This window comes from Pseudomonas sp. R2-7-07 (assembly GCF_003852355.1).
Taxonomy (GTDB): Bacteria; Pseudomonadota; Gammaproteobacteria; order Pseudomonadales; family Pseudomonadaceae; genus Aquipseudomonas.
The window spans coordinates 3,284,451-3,301,266 of sequence record NZ_CP027759.1 but is presented as its reverse complement, the minus strand read 5'-3'; the positions used below and the strand labels follow the sequence as shown (position 1 = coordinate 3,301,266).

Annotated in this window: 19 protein-coding genes and 1 pseudogene; 12 read left to right on the top strand and 8 right to left on the bottom strand. The window is 61.5% G+C overall.

Going from position 1 to position 16,816, the window contains the following annotated elements; genetic code table 11:
* The first annotated feature begins 33 nt into the window (after positions 1-33).
* Positions 34-486, top strand: coding sequence for a DUF488 family protein (locus tag C4J86_RS15030; protein ID WP_124370986.1), 453 nt, complete (start codon positions 34-36; stop codon positions 484-486).
* On the opposite strand, the gene C4J86_RS15025 is transcribed toward C4J86_RS15030, so the two are convergent.
* The 4 genes from C4J86_RS15025 to C4J86_RS15010 form a co-directional block, all read right to left on the bottom strand.
* Positions 465-1,286, bottom strand: coding sequence for a hypothetical protein (locus C4J86_RS15025; RefSeq protein ID WP_124370985.1), 822 nt, complete (start codon positions 1,284-1,286; stop codon positions 465-467). The two genes, C4J86_RS15030 and C4J86_RS15025, sit on opposite strands and share 22 nt — an antisense overlap.
* 95 nt (positions 1,287-1,381) lie before the next feature.
* Entirely contained in the window at positions 1,382-1,870 is a 489-nt protein-coding gene (locus tag C4J86_RS15020; RefSeq protein WP_124370984.1) for an HIT family protein, read from the bottom strand.
* A gap of 243 nt (positions 1,871-2,113) precedes the next feature.
* Positions 2,114-2,596, bottom strand: a complete 483-nt coding sequence (locus tag C4J86_RS15015) for a copper chaperone PCu(A)C (protein WP_124370983.1) — start codon at positions 2,594-2,596, stop codon at positions 2,114-2,116.
* The gene (locus C4J86_RS15010; protein ID WP_124370982.1) at positions 2,596-3,204 is read right to left on the bottom strand and encodes an SCO family protein; all 609 of its coding nucleotides are present in this window, start codon (positions 3,202-3,204) and stop codon (positions 2,596-2,598) included. The genes C4J86_RS15015 and C4J86_RS15010 overlap by 1 nt, the downstream gene beginning before the upstream one ends.
* A gap of 209 nt (positions 3,205-3,413) precedes the next feature.
* Here C4J86_RS15010 and C4J86_RS27420 point away from each other — a divergent pair.
* A pseudogene (locus tag C4J86_RS27420) lies at positions 3,414-3,503 on the top strand (DUF2946 domain-containing protein); the annotation flags it as partial.
* 81 nt (positions 3,504-3,584) lie between these two features.
* Here the strand turns inward: C4J86_RS27420 and C4J86_RS15000 are convergent.
* Positions 3,585-4,061 carry a hemerythrin domain-containing protein gene (locus tag C4J86_RS15000; protein ID WP_124370981.1) on the bottom strand — a complete coding sequence of 159 codons (477 nt, stop codon included), beginning with the start codon at positions 4,059-4,061 and terminating at the stop codon, positions 3,585-3,587.
* Positions 4,062-4,340: 279 nt separating this feature from the next.
* Between C4J86_RS15000 and C4J86_RS14995 the strand changes: the two genes are divergently transcribed.
* Positions 4,341-4,547 (top strand): hypothetical protein, encoded by a 207-nt coding sequence (locus C4J86_RS14995; protein WP_124363189.1) that lies wholly within the window; start codon positions 4,341-4,343, stop codon positions 4,545-4,547.
* Positions 4,548-4,609: 62 nt separating this feature from the next.
* Here C4J86_RS14995 and C4J86_RS14990 read toward each other — a convergent pair whose 3' ends face one another.
* Positions 4,610-5,170, bottom strand: a complete 561-nt coding sequence (locus tag C4J86_RS14990) for a type 1 glutamine amidotransferase domain-containing protein (protein ID WP_124370980.1) — start codon at positions 5,168-5,170, stop codon at positions 4,610-4,612.
* A gap of 30 nt (positions 5,171-5,200) precedes the next feature.
* Positions 5,201-5,704, bottom strand: a complete 504-nt coding sequence (locus tag C4J86_RS14985; protein WP_124363187.1) for a DUF4142 domain-containing protein — start codon at positions 5,702-5,704, stop codon at positions 5,201-5,203.
* Positions 5,705-5,901: 197 nt separating this feature from the next.
* On the opposite strand from C4J86_RS14985, the gene C4J86_RS14980 reads away from it, so the two are divergent.
* The 4 genes from C4J86_RS14980 (at position 5,902) to C4J86_RS14965 (ending at position 8,537) form a co-directional block, all read left to right on the top strand.
* Positions 5,902-6,111 (top strand): hypothetical protein, encoded by a 210-nt coding sequence (locus C4J86_RS14980; RefSeq protein WP_124370979.1) that lies wholly within the window; start codon positions 5,902-5,904, stop codon positions 6,109-6,111.
* Between the two features lie 2 nt (positions 6,112-6,113).
* Positions 6,114-6,545, top strand: a complete 432-nt coding sequence (locus tag C4J86_RS14975) for a DNA methylase (protein WP_124370978.1) — start codon at positions 6,114-6,116, stop codon at positions 6,543-6,545.
* Positions 6,542-7,279, top strand: coding sequence for a DUF72 domain-containing protein (locus tag C4J86_RS14970; protein WP_124370977.1), 738 nt, complete (start codon positions 6,542-6,544; stop codon positions 7,277-7,279). Before C4J86_RS14975 ends, C4J86_RS14970 begins: the two co-directional genes overlap by 4 nt.
* 100 nt (positions 7,280-7,379) lie before the next feature.
* Positions 7,380-8,537, top strand: coding sequence for an alpha-hydroxy acid oxidase (locus tag C4J86_RS14965; protein WP_124370976.1), 1,158 nt, complete (start codon positions 7,380-7,382; stop codon positions 8,535-8,537).
* 195 nt (positions 8,538-8,732) lie between these two features.
* On the opposite strand, the gene C4J86_RS14960 is transcribed toward C4J86_RS14965, so the two are convergent.
* Entirely contained in the window at positions 8,733-9,659 is a 927-nt protein-coding gene (locus C4J86_RS14960; protein ID WP_124363182.1) for an alpha/beta hydrolase, read from the bottom strand.
* 182 nt (positions 9,660-9,841) lie between these two features.
* Between C4J86_RS14960 and C4J86_RS14955 the strand changes: the two genes are divergently transcribed.
* The 5 genes from C4J86_RS14955 to C4J86_RS14925 all read left to right on the top strand — a co-directional run bounded on the left by C4J86_RS14955 (position 9,842) and on the right by C4J86_RS14925 (position 16,811).
* Positions 9,842-10,429 (top strand): NUDIX domain-containing protein, encoded by a 588-nt coding sequence (locus C4J86_RS14955; RefSeq protein WP_124367319.1) that lies wholly within the window; start codon positions 9,842-9,844, stop codon positions 10,427-10,429.
* Positions 10,430-10,948: 519 nt separating this feature from the next.
* Positions 10,949-11,566 (top strand): transcriptional repressor LexA, encoded by a 618-nt coding sequence (gene lexA / locus C4J86_RS14945; RefSeq protein WP_124370974.1) that lies wholly within the window; start codon positions 10,949-10,951, stop codon positions 11,564-11,566.
* On the top strand, positions 11,566-12,180 hold the full coding sequence (gene imuA / locus C4J86_RS14940; protein WP_124370973.1) for a translesion DNA synthesis-associated protein ImuA: 615 nt from the start codon (positions 11,566-11,568) through the stop codon (positions 12,178-12,180). Before lexA ends, imuA begins: the two co-directional genes overlap by 1 nt.
* A 7-nt stretch (positions 12,181-12,187) precedes the next feature.
* Positions 12,188-13,603 carry a DNA polymerase Y family protein gene (locus tag C4J86_RS14935; RefSeq protein ID WP_124370972.1) on the top strand — a complete coding sequence of 472 codons (1,416 nt, stop codon included), beginning with the start codon at positions 12,188-12,190 and terminating at the stop codon, positions 13,601-13,603.
* Between the two features lie 136 nt (positions 13,604-13,739).
* On the top strand, positions 13,740-16,811 hold the full coding sequence (locus C4J86_RS14925; RefSeq protein ID WP_124370970.1) for an error-prone DNA polymerase: 3,072 nt from the start codon (positions 13,740-13,742) through the stop codon (positions 16,809-16,811).
* Positions 16,812-16,816 lie beyond the last annotated feature (5 nt).

The following is a 16,816-nucleotide window of genomic DNA, read 5'->3' as shown; positions in this document are numbered from 1 at the left end:
TTGATTGCGCCGGGAGGCTCCAGGAGAATCCGCATGAATCTCTACACCGCTGGCTACGAAGGGCTGTCCATTGACGCGTTCATCGCACAGCTCAAACACGCCGGTATCGACAAGGTGCTTGATGTACGTGAATACCCGTTGTCGCGTAAAAAAGGTTTTTCTAAAAATGCTCTTGCCCAGTGCCTGGCTGTGCATGGAATTACCTATGAACACAGCCGGCCACTCGGGTGCCCGAAACCCATACGCAAGCAGTACAAGGAGGACGGCAATTGGTCGACCTATGCACGGGATTTTCGGGCTTACATCCGAACGCAGGGCGATGTATTGAATTCACTGATTTCCAATGCCGCCGTCCAACGAATTTGCATGGTCTGCTATGAAGCCGACGCAAATTTCTGCCATCGCAGCCTGATCGCCGAAGCAGCCCAGGAAGTAGCCGGCTCGCTGCAGACTCAGCATCTCGCTCAGAACAACGCTATCTGCTGATGCCCCGCATTGCCTCGCTCTGGCGGGTAGATCAAGCTGACGATAAGCCACTGGCCGGGAAAACGATGGATCGTGCCCATTAGAAACATCAGGTCCCTGGCGGGTAGATCGGTTTCCAGCTTGTGACGCAATGGAGCTTCCCATCCTGAAGCGCCATATTTGCGATGCACGTTTCTATAGAGCTGGCTGGCTTCCCAATCGACGATTTTGTGGGTATGAGATTTCAATACGCCATCAACCATGCATTCGTAGACGTAATGAAAGTCAAAAGGCACTTTTTCCAGGCGCTTTATGCCCGTGTGTTCCCATTCTTCAAACAGACTGTGTTGGCGTTGCATTGACTGCAGCTTTTCTATCTCGTCGAGTGTCCAGTCTGTGGAGGCTGACTTTCGGATGCGCAACGCGACAATCCGTGCAGGTTTGACCAGGCCTAGCGTGATGTTGTGATCGATCCTTGCCCGTTCCAGCGCGTCGAAGCTTTCATAAACCGTCAGCTTTTCCAGGAGCCGCCGCCGTTCGTGCCAGTCTCCAGCGGGCAAGATATTACCCACGCAGATACTGTCTACGCCGATCTTATGGCTTTCCGGCCTGCGGTCTGCCGGGCTTCGCTCAATATAGGCTTCGATCCATTGCCATTTGGCGAACCGTTGTTCACCGGTGATCAGGCGAAAAGGTACCGGATAAAGTCGGATGAGATTGCCGTGCTCGTCCATCCCTGCGACGCAGGACGTTTCGGCGTATTTCGCGCTGGGTGAAGGGTAGGTCTTACACAGAATCAGAATTCGAACCTTGCGTTTCATGCGGCCATATCCAAAGGTCTTTTCTGAACTGTATCCAACCGTTGGAAAGCTGCCAGGAAGACTTGTACCTCGCGTGGATATACCGTTACCGAACCCTATCGGCCCGCGAAATCAGTGCGCAATCGCTCAATCACCTGCTCCACCCCAGGCCCTTGAGTCAGCGGCGGTGTGAGGCTTTCGCCAAATTCACGCCATACAAACAGCGTCAGCTCAGCCCCATCGGTCAAGGTTTTGGCCTGTGCTTGCGAGCCGAAGCTGTGCAGCGTGCGATAGCGTTCGTCCTGCCAGAACGCTTGCTCTACCCAGTCATAGACGGGGATGAAATGAAAGTGCAGCGCAAATCCCGGCATATGCCCGTAGCGGCTGATGTAGAGCCACTTGGGCTGCAGCTGCGTTTCCATTATCCGTTGGGTTCGGGCAAGCAGACCGCCCAGTTCGGCCAGTGCGGCGTCGGGCATGTCAGCGAGGGAGGCAATTGGTGCCTTGGCGCCCAGCATCAGGTAGCCCGGCAGTTTTGAAGATTGATGATGGTTGAGCAGCCAGTGTTCGGTCTGGTGCAGGATGAAGGCGGGGTCGATTGGCATGGGCGCGCGTCCATGTGGCTGGAGCGGCAGGATAACAAGGATCCCGATAATGGGCGTGGTTTCGAATCTGTGGGAGCCTGACCATCTACGGCTATGTAACTGATACGCCGCAATCCAAATGTGGGAGGGGGCTTGCCCCCGATGAGCAAGTATCAGTCACTGCATCTGTGACTGACCCACCGCCATCGGGGGCAAGTCGAATCGTCGCACCGCCCCTCTCACATTGCTGACCGGGTTCGAGCCTCAATGCATCTTGCTGTGGTCCATCTGGCTATGGTCCATCCCGTCAATACCCCGCGCAGCAGCCTTCACTTCAATGCTTTGCTCAGCGCCCTTGGCATCTTTTACCGTCAGGGTCAGCGGCACCTGGTCGCCTTCCTTGATCTGGCCGGTCAGGCCCATCAGCATCACGTGGTAGCCATTCGGGTCGAGGGTCACGGCTTTGCCGGCGGGCAGGGCTACCGAGTCCACCGGGCCCATGCGCATCACGTCGTCCTTCATGCTCATTTCATGGATCTGCACGTCCTTGGCCACGGGCGACGCTACGCGCAGCAACTGGCTGTCGCTGTCGGCGGTGACGGTCATGAACGCGCCGCTGGAGGGCTGGCCCGGCACGGTGGCGCGGACCCAGGCGTCGGTCACTTGCACCTGGGCGCTGGCGTGGGCGGCGAGGCCGAGCAGGGTGAGGCCGAGGGTGAGACGCTTGAGGTGTTGAACGGCAGTCATTAGCAGACCTCCATGACGGTGAGCAGGTCTTCTGCGCACTCTTTAGCGGTAAGGGATGCCTGCAAGCCAAGGCGCAGGTTGCCACGGGTGTCGAACACGAAGCTGGTGGCGGTGTGGGACAGGGTGTAGGTGTCGCCGGCGGGGATCTTTTCATAAAAGATCCCGAACTCCTTGGCGGCCACGGCGATTTCCTGCGGGGTGCCGTAGAGGGCTTCGAAGCTTGGATCGAAGGCCTTGACGTATTTGTCGAGAATCTCGGGGGTGTCGCGCTCGGGGTCCAGGGTGATGAACACCACTTGCATGATTTCACCGTCGCGGCCCATCAGCTTCTTGGCCTGGGCAGCGCGTGCCAGGGTGGTCGGGCAGACCGCCGGGCATTGGGTGAAGCCGAAGAACACCACGGGCATCAGGCCACGGTACGAGCTGAGGGTGACGGTTTCGCCGGCGGTGTTCTTGAGCTTGAAGGTGCGCCCCATGATCTTGTCACTGAGGTCCTTGCCGTACTTGAAATTCAGCTTGGGGCTGTAGTCACAGCCGCCCAGCAGGCTGCCCAGGCCTAACAGGCCCATGCCGGTCAGCACTTTGCGGCGGGTGAATAACGTACTCATCAACTGTGCGTCCTGTGAAACGCCTGAATGGCTGTGCAGCGGCCCACCCGGCTTTGAAAAGGAGTAACGAGAAGGGTGCAGAGTCTACCAACCTTGGCCACCGCGCGTAATCTGCGACGTTCTGCCACAGGGCAGCATTGCGCTGCGTCCTTTTGCGGGTTCGGTGGTAGCGGCGGCGCATGAAAAGGGGCGTCTCGGTTTCCGATTAAGGCTTGGCTGACCGGTGTTCCAGTAACATCCCGAACTACTTTGCCTGCCCGGTGTGCAGCGCTGTCACTGTCGCGAGCATATTCATGATTTTCAGTCGCGATGGAACGCGACAGGGCCTGTGAGCAGGCCTGTCGCTACCGCAAAATCAGGGAAGGGCTTGAAAACAGGGATCACGCGGCCAATGGCTTACTCGCCAGAGACTTCTTGTAAGTTGCTTTCATCGCTTCCATTTGCGCGCCCAGCTCGTCCAGCTTCGCCTTGCCCAGCAGTTTCTTGGCCTGGGGAAACATCTCGGTTTCTTCTTCTTCGATATGGTGTTCCAGCAGCTCCTTGACCACTTTGACGCGGCCGGAAAACTCGGTGGAAGACGGATCGGTCTGCTTCAGGTCAGGCAGCACCAGTGAATCGACAGTGCGGTGCTCCTCCTTGGCTTCGTGGTACATGATGTCCTGTTCCTTGCCGCCGGCTTCCCTGAAAGCCGGGTAGAGGATTTCTTCTTCCAGCTTGGTATGCAGGGTAATTTCCATCTCCAGCTTGGCCAGCAACTCGGTGCGTTTTTTCACCCCGCGCTCGGTGGATTCGCTCAGTTGGGTCAGCAGGGTCTTGACGCGTTCATGGTCGGCTTTGAGAAGGTCGATGGCATTCATGTGGAACCTCACGGGTAGTAGTCGGGCATGTCGAAACGCACGCCTCGTGAGTCAGAAGATTGCATGACGCGTACCAACTTTTACGCAAAAAAAATTGTCTTAAAAATCATATATATAGAGTCAAGCTAGCGTTTCGCTGTCGTGCAGGTTGCATGATCGGTCGTTGCCGGGATTGCACAACGCACATTTACCGCGTTGGCCCAGGTTCCGGTTGAAAAAATCCAATGGAACCCTTGGCGCTTCTGCTTGACCTAAGCCTTAGACCTCAGGAGGTGAAACATGGAAATAAACTATATCTGGATCGTACTGGCGGTGATTCTGCTGCTCTTGGAATTGTGGGCGATCAATATCGTATTGCGCAGCACCGGGGGTTGGGAAACCAAGGGCTTGTGGGTGGTGGTGCTGGTCTTCGTACCGCTGCTGGGGCTGATCGCCTGGGCGATGTTCGGGCCCAAGCGTGAGATGGCGCAAGAGCGCAAAAACTAAAAACATTCAGCGATAAAAAAACAGGCGCCCATGGGGCGCCTGTTTTGGTTGCGACCTGAAGATCAGCCCGCGACTGCCTTGGCAATCGCTTCATTGAACGCCGGCAGATCGTCCGGCGTGCGCGAAGTGATCAAGGTCCAGTCATTGGCTTTGCATTCCTGCACCTGGGCATCGACCACGCCGGCGGCACCGGCGTTTTCCAGGTCGATACGCACGCTTTTATACGCGGTGAGGGTTTTGCCTTTGACCACGCCGGCGTCGATCAACGCCCACGGGCCGTGGCAGATCGCCGCGATGGTCTTGCCGGCCTGGGCGAACTCATTGATCAAGCGCAGCGCGGCGGCGTCCTGGCGCAGGGTGTCGGCATTCACGGTGCCGCCGGGAATGACCAGCGCATCGAAGTTGCCGCCGACCACGTCCGACAGTTGCACGTCGGACTCCACGGTCTGGTCCTTTTCCGTATCGCCGACAAAGGTCTGGGTGGTGCCGCCTTTGCTGGACGCGTGCGTTACCGTCGCGCCGTAGCTACGCAGGGTTTGCAGGGGCTTGAGCAGTTCGTCACGCTCGATGCCGGTGTTGGAGGTGATGACGAGGATGTGCTTGCCGTTGAGTTGCGAACTCATGGTCGAGTGTCTCCTTGGGTCATGGAAGGATTAATGGGCGTGTTTGGCTTGCAGCTCCTTGGCCATTTTCAGGTGTGCTTCCAGGGTTGGCAGAGTCTTGGTCGCGAAGGCCTTCAACTCGGCATTGTCCGAGGACTCAGCTTCCTTCTTGAACAGGTCGACGGTTTTTTGATGGGCGTCGACTTGGTTGTTGGCGTACGCCTTGTCGAACGATTCATCGCGCATTTCCAGGATGGCTTTCTTCGCCTTGTCGGTCAGGGCGGCGTCATCCGGTACTTCGATGTCGAGTTTTTTCGCCAGGGCCATCAGTTCCTGATTGGCCTTGGTGTGGTCAGTAATCATGTGTTGGGCAAAAGTTTTCACGTCTGCCGAGCTGCTTTTTTCCAGGGCCAGCTTGCCGGCTTCCACTTCGGTGATACCACCTTCGGCCGCATTGTCGACAAAGTCGTTGGACGTGGCGGCCATCGCGGTGGAAATCGAGCCCGCAACCAGCGCGAATGTCAGGCCCATTTGTTTCATCAGTCGAGTCGTCATGGTGTCTCTCCTTGGGAAATGGCGTGATGCCGTTACATCAGTGTTGAGCCGCGCCCTGTGCAAAAGGTTTAAATTTTTTTTGCGTGAATTGACCCAGCGGCCAAGCGGGCAATTTCCTTGAACTAATCCAAATTTCCAAGGTTCTGCTGCATAGGGCCGCCGCTGTGGGTGGCCTGCCATTGCCAGGAGATAGCACTGTGACCGATCACACGCCCGCCGATAAAACCCCCGCACCCATCAGTTCCGAAGACGCGCAAAAAGGCCATGCCGACGGCGCCAAGGGGCAAACCCTGGAACGTCCGAACCCCAAGACCGAAACCATCGACAAAGTCGTGACGCCGACCTCGATCAAGGACCTCGAGCGCCAGACGGATGCGATCAACGAGAAGCTCAGCAAGGGGCAGTGAGCATGGCCCGTTCCATCAGCGCGGCCGAGTTGGGCATCGCGCTCAAGCCCGGCGATGACACCGGCCTGTTCAAGTGGTTTATCGCCAGTTTCCTGATGGGCAAGCGCATTCAGGCGCCCATTGCCGCGCAAGCCTACAAGGTGATCGTTGAAGAGGAGGGCCGCGACACGCCGCGCAAATTGCAGCACTGCACATCGCGGGAGCTGGTGGCGATGTTGGGGCGCGCGCATTACGTGCGCTACGACGAAACCACGGCGCAACGCCTGTTGGACCTGAGCGCGAAGCTCAACGCCGAGTACAGCGGCAAGATCACCCGCATGCTCGAGGCCAGCGATAACCGCCAGGCGTTCGAAAAACGCTTGGGTGAGTTCGAGGGTGTCGGCCCCAAGACCATCGAGATTTTCATGCGCGATGCCGCCACTGTGTTGTTTTGACAGCACCTCTGTATGTGGGCTGCGCCGGCTGGAGCTTGCCCCGCGAGCATTGGCCGGCGTTCGCTGAGCAGGGCACGCATTTACAACGCTATGCCTCGCGTTTCAACGCGGTGGAAATCAACAGTTCGTTTTACCGACCTCACCTGGCAAAAACCTATGAGCGTTGGCGTGAGTCGGTGCCTGCGGGTTTCCGTTTTTCAGTCAAGGTGCCCAAGCGGATCACCCACGAACTGCGCTTGCAGCAGTGTGGCACCGCCTTGGACGAGTTTCTCGCGCAATGCCTGCAACTGGACGAGAAGCTGGGGTGCCTGTTGGTGCAGCTGCCGCCGTCCCTGAGGTATGAGCCGTTGGTTGCCGGCGCTTTTTTCGAGGCGCTGCGCCAACGGTTTGCCGGTACCGTGGTGCTGGAACCGCGCCATGCCAGTTGGCTCGCGGCCGGAACTTTGTTGCAGTCGCTCGAAATCGGTTGGGTCAGCGCCGACCCTGCGGTGATCGCTGCCGGTGATGCCTGGCACGGCGTGGGTTATTGGCGTCTGCATGGCTCGCCGCGGATTTATCACAGCGCCTATGGGCACGAGCGGGTGCAGGCGTATGCGCGGTTGCTGCGCCAGTCGATTGAAGAGGGCATTCCCACCTGGTGCATTTTCGACAATACCGCCAGCGGCCATGCGGTCGCCGATGCCCTCGACCTGCTCGACGTCTACCCGCACCTCGACACTCGGCAAGGCTTATAAACGCAACGGCTGGTTAGCTGGGCGAGGGCCGGGTACTCTTTGTTTTCAGTGCAGTCTGTTCTCAGTTCAGTCTGTTCACAGTTCAGGGAGAGGTGACCCGATGTCGTTGATCACAACCATCGAAGACTTACGCAAGCTTGCGCAAAAACGTGTCCCGCGGATGTTCTACGACTACGCCGATTCCGGCTCCTGGACTGAGAGCACCTACCGGGCCAATGAAAGCGACTTTGCCCGGATCAAATTCCGTCAGCGCGTGGCACGCAATATCGATGAACGTTCGATTCGCGCCAGCATGATTGGCCAGGACATGGCCATGCCGGTAGCCCTGGCACCCACCGGCCTGGCGGGCATGCAGCACGCCGATGGTGAGATTCTCACCGCCCGCGCCGCTGCGGCGTTTGGCCTGCGCTATACCTTGTCGACCATGAGCATCTGTTCGCTGGAAGACATCGCTGAGCACGTCGGCCAGCCCTTCTGGTTCCAGTTGTATGTGATGCGCGACCGTGGGTTTATCGAGCGTTTGATCGAGCGGGCCAAGGCGGCTGGCGTTGATGCGTTGGTGTTGACGCTGGACCTGCAGATCCTCGGGCAGCGCCACAAGGACCTGATCAACGGCCTGTCCGCACCGCCCAGGCTGACCCTGCCGAACATCCTCAACATGATGACCAAGCCGCGCTGGGTGATGGGCATGCTGGGCACCCAGCGACGGGGCTTCGGCAATATCGTCGGGCATGTGACGGGGGTGGCCGATATGAGTTCGCTGTCGGCGTGGACCGCCCAGCAGTTCGACCCGCGCCTGAGCTGGGACGATGTGGAGTGGATCAAGAAGTGCTGGGGCGGCAAGCTGATCATCAAGGGCATCCTCGATGTGGAGGACGCGCGCCTGGCGGCCAATACCGGCGCCGATGCGTTGGTGGTCAGCAACCACGGCGGCCGCCAGCTGGATGGCGCGCCGTCGAGCATCAGCCAGCTGCCGGCGATTGTCGAGGCGGTGGGCAAGCGGATTGAAGTGTGGCTCGACGGGGGTATCCGCTCCGGCCAGGATGTACTCAAGGCCATGGCGCTGGGCGCCAAGGGCACCATGATCGGGCGCCCGCACCTGTATGGCTTGGGGGCGATGGGCGAAGCGGGCGTGACAAAAGCGCTCGAGATCATCGCCCGTGAGTTGGATGTGTCGATGGCACTGTGTGGCTATAACGATATACGCGAGGTGAATCGCGAGATCTTGCTGCCTGGCACGTTTCCTGACAGCGCGTGATGCGAAAAAAAAACCTGAAAAAGTAAAAAGAGTTGTCCACGAAAACCGTGGGTATCTCTGTGGATAACTTTGCAAGGGCCCGGCAGCGTTGGCGATTTAACCTGCGGTCAATATTTGATCAACTTTCAATGTGGGCCAATATGGCCAGGGTTTGCGCTTGACAGGCCTGAGCGAACCCAGTGCCGAAAAGCGCATTTATGAGTCGCCCACGCGGCCTGTGGAGTGCGTGACCAGCGGTGAAGGCATGCTCGTTTGCATCAGCTTGTGCAGCGCTTGGCCATAGTCGCGCCCGGCCAGGCTCATGCTGTTGTTATGACTGGCACCCGGCACCAGTAACAGCCGCTTGGGCTCCTGGGCGGCTTCAAATAATTGCTGGCTGAAACGCGGTGGCACGTAGCGGTCATCGAGGCCATGCACCACCAGCAAGGGCATATGAATATCGGCCATCTTGTCGATGGAATCGAATTTCTGCGAGAGCAACCAGCGTACCGGCAACGAGGTATTGGCAACCGCCGTGGCAACATCTCCCAGGGAAGTGAACGTGGATTCGATCACCAGCCCGCGCACCGGCAGCGGTACCTGCTTACTCAACTCTGCGGCGAGGTCGATGGCCACTGCGCCACCCAGGGAATGCCCGTAGAGCAGGCGTTTGCCGGGGTCGGGTTGCAAGGTCTGGAAGCGCTCCCAGGCGATGCGTGCATCTTCATACACCGTGGTTTCCGAAGGCAGGTCGCCCTGGCTTTTGCCAAAACCGCGATAGTCGATGGCCAACACCGAAAAGCCCATGGCGTGCAATTGTTCGATGCGAAACAGCTGGCCGGTGAGGTTCCAGCGTACGCCGTGCAGGTAGAGGATGGCGGGCGCATCTTTCTGCGCGGCCGGGTACCACCAGCCGTGGATATTCTGGCCGGCTTTGAAGGCGGCGGGCTTGATATCGAACTCCTGGACGGCATTGGGCAGCCCGGTGTACCAGCCTGCGGTGCCCGGCTCGATACGAAACACCAGCTCGCGCTCCTTGTGTTGCAGCACGGCGCAGCCCACCGGCAGGCCGACGATCAACACGGCCATGCACAGCAGCGCCAGCCAGCGCAGGCCCCGGCGGGGCATAGAACGAGATGACATGAAGGTTCCATTACAAAGGGCGAAGCACGGGTTGTACCAGATGGCCCGGGCGGGGGAGAAATTAATGCGACGGCCGTGACCCAGGATTGCTTGCAAAGTGTTGCAGCGATGCAGCGGGGCGACCGGCTTGACGCTGCATGACCTGCACGCGATGCTCCGTTTCTTTGAGCAAAGGCCCGACCATGGACAACAGCCCCGTGCGCATCACCGCCGAAGAAACCCTTTCGGACAACTGGTACCTCCTGAAGAAATACAGCTTCGAGCTGCGCCGCCGTGACGGCAGTTGGCAAGCCCAGACCCGCGAGGTGTACGATCGGGGCAACGGTGCGACCATCCTGTTGTACAACCGCGAGCAGCGCACGGTGCTGCTGATCCGCCAGTTCCGCATGCCCACGTTTGTCAACGATTACGCCGGCTACCTGATCGAAGCGGCGGCCGGGTTGCTTGACAACGCCAGCCCCGAAGAGCGCATTCGCCTGGAGGCCGAGGAAGAAACCGGCTACCGCGTGGGGCATGTCGAGAAAATCTATGCGGCGTTCATGAGCCCGGGGTCGGTGACCGAGCGGATTCACTTTTTTATTGGTGAATACCAACCGGGCGACCGGGTTGGGGCTGGCGGCGGCCTGGCGGAGGAGGGCGAGGATATCGAAGTGCTGGAGCTGGGGTTCGAGCAGGCGCTGGAGATGGTGGCCAGTGGGGAAATCGTGGATGGCAAGACCATCATGCTGCTGCAGCATTTGGAACTGCGAATGTTGAAAGAGCGGTGGTAGCTCGATCAAGCATGAAGATCAAAAGGTGGGAGGGATAACTGCCGACTGACGAACCTGTGGCGGCTCGGGAGCCGAAGCCTCTCTAACTGATGCCCCGCGTTCCAAATGTGGGAGGGGGCTTGCCCCCGATGGCGGCCTGTCAGCCGACCAGGATGTTGGATAAGAGCGAGTACATATCCGTTGCTACGGTAACGGCGGCTTAGGGTTCGGCCCTGACGGCGGGCCCCCAATCACTGTCGACCGGCCAGCGTGGTTTAACGGGGCGCCTGAGATCAAGATCAAGAGCGACTCGCTTCGCATCGTGGTTACCGTAGGCTGCTACAAAGTTGTGTAGATACCTATGCCCCGATAGCGGTGGGTCAGTTAAAAGTGCATGACTGACACTGCGACATCGGGGGCAAGCCCCCTCCCACATTTGGACCGAGTTTGCTCAAGGTCGGCGTGCTTTGCTTCTGATTTCCAAGTCAATCCCCAGCCCCGACTGACGGCTATTGTCAGAAATTTCCCACAAGAGTACAAATGTACTCCATGACGACCCTGACCCCCCGCCGTACCGCCATCCTGACCTTCATCCGCGAGCGCATCGCGCAGCAAGGTCAGCCCCCGAGCCTCGCCGAGATCGCCGAGGCGTTCGGCTTTGCCTCGCGCAGCGTCGCCCGCAAGCATGTGGTGGCCCTGACCGAAGCCGGCTTTATCGAGGTCAACCCCAACCAGGCCCGGGGTATTCGCCTGCTCAACCAACCGCCGCGCCCGGAATGGCTGGACATCCCGGTGCTCGGCCGTGTAGCCGCAGGCCTGCCCATCGGCGCGGATGCCGAAGTGCACAATCGCCTGCAGCTCGACCCCGCCACCTTCGCCAGGACCCCGGACTACCTGCTGCGCGTGCAGGGCGATTCGATGATCGAAGACGGCATTCTCGATGGCGACCTGGTGGGCGTGCGGCGCAGTGCCGAGGCCTTGAACGGGCAAATTGTGGTGGCGCGCCTGGACGGTGAAGTCACCATCAAGCGTTTCGAGCGCCATGGCGACAAGGTGCGCCTGCTGCCGCGCAACCCGGCGTATCAACCCATCGTGGTCGGGGCCGATCAGGACCTGGCCATCGAAGGGGTGTTCTGCGGCCTGGTGAGGCAAGGCTGATGGGCGCCGTGGTTGCCCTGGACTCGCTGTTCAATGGCGGGCGAGTCTGGAAGGGCCGGCCCGCCGCGCCACCGGCCAGTGTGCATCCCACCGGGCTTGCGGCGCTGGATGCGGTGCTGCCCAGCGGCGGCTGGCCGGAGGCGGCCTTGAGTGAAATCCTGATGGCCAAGGACGGTGTGGGCGAGCTGCAACTGGTGCTGCCAACCCTGGCGCGCTTGTCGGCGATGGGCGAACGTATTGTGCTGGTGGCACCGCCCTACACGCCGTATCCCCATGCCTGGCAGAACGCCGGGGTGGATGTGGGCCAGCTCGCGGTGATCCAGGCCCAGGAGCGTGACGCGCTGTGGGCGGTGGAGCAATGCCTGCGCTCCGGCAGTTGTGGCGCGGTGTTGTGCTGGCCGCGCAAGGCTGATGACCGTGCCTTGCGCCGTTTGCAGGTGGCCGCCGAAACCGGGCAGACCCTGGCGTTTGCCTGGCGCGCCTTGAGTGAAGCGATCAACCCATCGCCGGCCGCCTTGCGCCTGGCGGTCGAGGCAAGGCCTGCGCAAGTGCGCGTGCTCAAATGCCGGGGCGGCCTGGCCCACCCGGCGCCGATTGCCCTGGCGGGGCATTGAGGTTGCCATGCGCTGGGTCTGTATTGTCTTCCCGCAATTGGCGCTGGACGGGGTGCTGCGGGCCCATCCCGAGCCCGACCAACCGCTGGCACTGCTGGCCGGTACGCCGCAGCGGCGCGTGCTGCAAACCGTCAATGCCGCCGCCCGCGCCCTGGGGTTGCGCCCCGGCCAGTCGCTGACGGCGGCGCATGCGCTGGCCAAGACCTTCGCCTGTGCCGAGTACGACCCGCTGGAAATCGAGCGCTGGCAGCAGTTTCTCGCCGCCTGGGCCTACCGCTTCAGTTCCCAGGTCAGCGTGTATTACCCACGCGCCTTGCTGTTCGAGATCGAGTCGAGCCTGGGCCTGTTCGGGCCCTGGCCGCAGTTCGAGGCGCGTTTGCGCAAAGAGTTGACCGAGCTGGGCTTCCGTCACCGCATCGTTGCCGCGCCCAACCCGGCGGCGGCACGGGTGTTGGCCAACCGTTACGATGGCCTGGCGGTGGCCGACGACAGCGCCTTGATGCAGGCCCTGGCGCCGCTGCCGGTCGACCGCGCCGGGATTGATCCGCAGGCCGCCACCGCGTTGTCGCGCATGGGCCTGCGCACGTTGGCCCAAGTGCAAGCGCTGCCCCGGCACACCCTGGCGCGGCGCTTTGACGCCAGTCTGCTCAAGCAACTCGACGCCCTGAGCGGGCAGCGGCCGTTGGCCCTGGGTTTCTATCAGCCGCCGGACCAGTTCGATGTACGCATCGAGTTGAATTTCGATGTGCAATCCCACCAGGCGCTGCTGTTTCCCTTGCGCCGGTTGACCGCCGACCTGTCCGCCTTCCTGTGCGGGCGAGACAGCGGCGTGCAGCGTTTCGACCTGCACCTGGAACATGCTCAGGCAGCGGACAGTGTGATCAAGGTCGGCCTGCTGAGCGCCGAGCGCGAGCCTTCGATGCTGTTCGAACTGGCCCGGGGGCGATTGGAGCAGGTGCAAGTCACTGCACCGGTGCGCGGGTTTCGCCTGGTGGCCCAGGACTTGCCGGTATTCGTGCCGCAGCGCCAGGACCTGTTCGACGACCGCCCGCAACAGTCCCTGCCCTGGGAGCAGTTGCGCGAACGCCTGCGCGCGCGCCTGGGCGATGAGGCGGTGCAGGGTCTGCGTTTTCACGCCGACCATCGCCCTGAATGCGCCTGGCAAGCCGCCGTCGACAACCACCCATGCCCGAGCTTGAGCAAGGTCCGGCGCCCTGGCTGGTTGTTGAACCAACCGACCTTGCTGGCCGAGCAGGGCGTACAGATCCTGATGGGCCCGGAGCGCATCGAATCCGGCTGGTGGGATGGCGCCGATATTCGCCGCGACTATTACCTCATCCAGACCCGCGCCGGCCAGCAAGGCTGGGCCTACCGCACGGTGGGGCAACAGGATGGCCTGTGGCTGCAAGGCTGGTTCGCATGAAAGCCCATAGGTCGCCACCCTCTGTAGGAGCGAGCTTGCTCGCGAAAAACTCCAGGGCACCGCATTCATTCTGGTGTCCCGCGTTATCGTTAACCCCCTTCGCGAGCAAGCTCGCTCCTACAGGGGCGGGGCAGGCATGAAGTACGCCGAGCTGCATTGCCTGACCAACTTCAGCTTCCAGCGCGGTGCCTCCAGCGCGCTGGAACTCTTCGAGCGGGCTAAACGCCAAGGCTACAGTGCCCTGGCGATCACCGACGAATGCACCCTGTCGGGTATCGTGCGTGCCTGGCAGGCGGCGAAGGCGCTGGAGTTGCCGCTGATTATCGGCAGCGAAGTGCGCATCGAGAACGGGCCGAAACTGGTGCTGCTGGTGGAAAACCTGAGCGGTTACCAGCACCTGTGCCGGTTGATCACCCTGGCCCGCCGCCGCGCCGAAAAGGGCAACTATCGCCTGCTGCAGGAAGACTTCGAACAACCGCTGCCCGGCCTGCTGGCGCTGTGGGTGGCGCAGGACAGCGACACCCAGGCCAGCATCCAGTGGCTGCGCCGTACCTTCGCCGAGCGCCTGTGGCTGGCGGTGCACTTGCACTGCGGGCAGGACGATGCACGCCATCTGGAGCAACGCCTGCAGCTGGCGGCCAGCCTGAAAATCCCGGCCGTCGCCTGCGGTGATGTGCACATGCATGCGCGCGGGCGCCGCGCCCTGCAAGACACCATGACCGCCATCCGCCATCACGTACCGGTGGCCGAAGCCGGCCTGCATTTGCATTCCAATGGCGAGCGGCACCTGCGCAGTCTCGACGCCCTGGCCGCGCTGTACCCGCAAGCCTTGCTCGATGAAACCCTCGTCATCGCGCGGCGCTGCAGCTTCGACCTCGGCCAGTTGCGTTACCACTACCCACGCGAGCTGGTGCCCGCAGGCCATGACGCCGAATCCTGGCTGCGCACCCTCACTAAGGAAGGCATCGACCAGCGCTGGCCCGACGGCATCGATGCCAAAACCCTGAAGCAGATCAACACCGAGCTGGAGCTGATCAGCGAGTTGGGCTACGAAAGCTATTTCCTCACGGTGCACGACATTGTGCGCTTTGCCCGCAGCCGTTCGATCCTGTGCCAGGGCCGTGGCTCGGCGGCCAACTCGGCGGTGTGTTTTGCCCTGGGTATCACCGAAATCAACCCGAGCCTGAGCAACGTGCTGTTCGAACGTTTCCTGTCCAGGGAACGCAACGAGCCGCCGGATATCGATGTGGATTTTGAACACGAGCGCCGCGAAGAAGTACTGCAATACGTGTTCCAGCGCTATGGCCGCACGCGTGCGGCGTTGACGGCGGTGGTCAGCAGTTACCACGCGACCGGCGCGGTGCGGGATGTGGCCAAGGCCCTCGGCCTGCCAGCGGACCAGGTCAACGCATTGGCCGAATGCTGCGGACGTTGGAGTGACGACGCGCCGCCGTTGGAGCGCCTGCGCGAAAGCGGCTTCGACCCGGACAGCCCACTGCTGCGCCGCGTATTGACCCTGACCCAGCAGTTGATCGGCTTTCCTCGGCATTTGTCCCAGCACCCCGGCGGCTTCGTGATTTCCGAACAGCCGCTGGACACCCTGGTGCCGGTGGAGAACGCCGCCATGGCCGAGCGCACCATCATTCAGTGGGACAAGGACGACCTCGACGCCGTCGGCCTGCTCAAGGTGGATATCCTCGCCCTGGGCATGCTCAGCGCGATCCGCCGCTGTTTCGATCTGCTGCGCCGCCATCGCAACCTGGACTTGAGCCTGGCAGGCATTCCCAAGGAGGATGCGGCCACCTATGCGATGATCAGCAAGGCCGACACCATCGGCGTATTCCAGATCGAATCGCGGGCGCAGATGTCGATGCTGCCCAGGCTCAAGCCGCAAACCTTCTATGACCTGGTGATCGAAGTCGCCATCGTGCGGCCGGGGCCGATCCAGGGCGGCATGGTGCACCCGTATTTGCGTCGCAGGAATAAAGAGGAGGAAGAAACCTATCCGTCGCCGGCATTGGAAGTGGTGTTGAAGCGCACCCTGGGCATCCCCTTGTTCCAGGAGCAGGTGATGCAGATCGCCATGGTCGCCGCCGACTACAGCCCTGGCGAGGCCGACCAGTTGCGCCGCTCCATGGCCGCCTGGAAACGTCACGGCGGCCTGGAACCACATCAGAAACGCCTGCGCGAGGGCATGCTGAAAAACGGCTACACCGAAGCCTTTGCCGCGCAGATTTTCGAGCAGATCAAAGGCTTTGGCAGCTATGGTTTTCCCGAGTCCCACGCGGCCAGTTTTGCCTTGCTGACCTACGCCAGTAGCTGGCTCAAATGCCATGAGCCGGCGGCCTTTGCCTGCGCGCTGATCAACAGCTGGCCGATGGGCTTCTACAGCCCGGACCAGATCCTGCAGGACGCGCGCCGCCATCGTCTGCAGATCCGCCCGGTGGACGTGCAGGCCAGTGACTGGGATTGCAGCCTGGAACCCATCGACGGCCAGCAGCCGGCGATCCGCATGGGCCTGCGCATGATCAGCGGGTTTCGCGAAGAAGATGGCCGGCGCATCGAGGCCGTGCGCCAGCGCCGCGCCTTCAGCGACATCGCCGACCTCGACGCCCGCGCCGGTCTGGATGCGCGCGCCCAAGCGCTGCTGGCGGATGCCGGCGCCTTGCGCGGGTTAGCCGGTAACCGCCACCAGGCGCGCTGGGAAGTGGCCGGCGTGCACACGCAACTGGGCCTGTTTGTCGGCCTGCCGAGCCCCGATGAAGCACCGGTGGCGTTGCCCCAGCCCACGGTCGGCGAGGACTTGCACGCCGATTACGCCACGCTCGGCACCACGCTTGGGCCGCATCCCCTGACGCTGCTGCGCGCGGAACTGCGCAGGCGCCGCTGTCGCAGTTCCCAGGAGCTGCTGACTGTGGAACATGGGCGCAATGTCAGCGTCGCCGGCCTGGTCACCGGGCGCCAACGCCCGGGCACCGCCAGCGGCGTGACCTTTGTCACCCTGGAAGATGAATTCGGCAACCTCAATGTGGTGGTCTGGCGCGACCTGGCCGAACGTCAGCGCCAGGCCCTGGTCGGGTCGCGCCTGCTCAAGGTGGACGGGCGCTGGGAGGCGGTGGGCGAGGTGCGGCATTTGATCGCTGGACGCCTGACCGACCTGACGCCGCTGCTGGACGGCATTGTGGTGCGCAGCCGGGATTTTCACTGAGGCCA